General features: G+C 31.0%; 1 protein-coding gene. It reads right to left on the bottom strand.

All coding sequences use genetic code 11. The features are described from left to right. The coding region (locus tag ACWA1B_RS23775; protein ID WP_461824369.1) for an LbetaH domain-containing protein at nucleotides 1-229 on the bottom strand (229 nt) is incomplete at both ends.

The raw sequence follows: 229 nt of genomic DNA, 5'->3' as shown, positions 1-229 counted from the left end.
CACAACGCTACCCGCACCAACTATTGCCCCTTCACCAATTGTAACGCCTTTTAATATAATACAATTCATTCCTATCCAAGCATAAGACTTTATTAAAATTGGTTTTGAATTTACAACTTCCCAATTTTTATTGGTAATAAAATTTTTACCTGACCTAAAATCTAAAATTTGTTGCTCAATGTCTTTTTGTCTTTCTCTATAATCTAACGAATGAGAATCGTGATCATAA

Source organism: Flavobacterium xizangense, assembly GCF_054075145.1.
The sequence above is the reverse complement of the archived record's forward strand: the minus strand, read 5'-3'. Positions and strand labels throughout refer to the sequence as shown.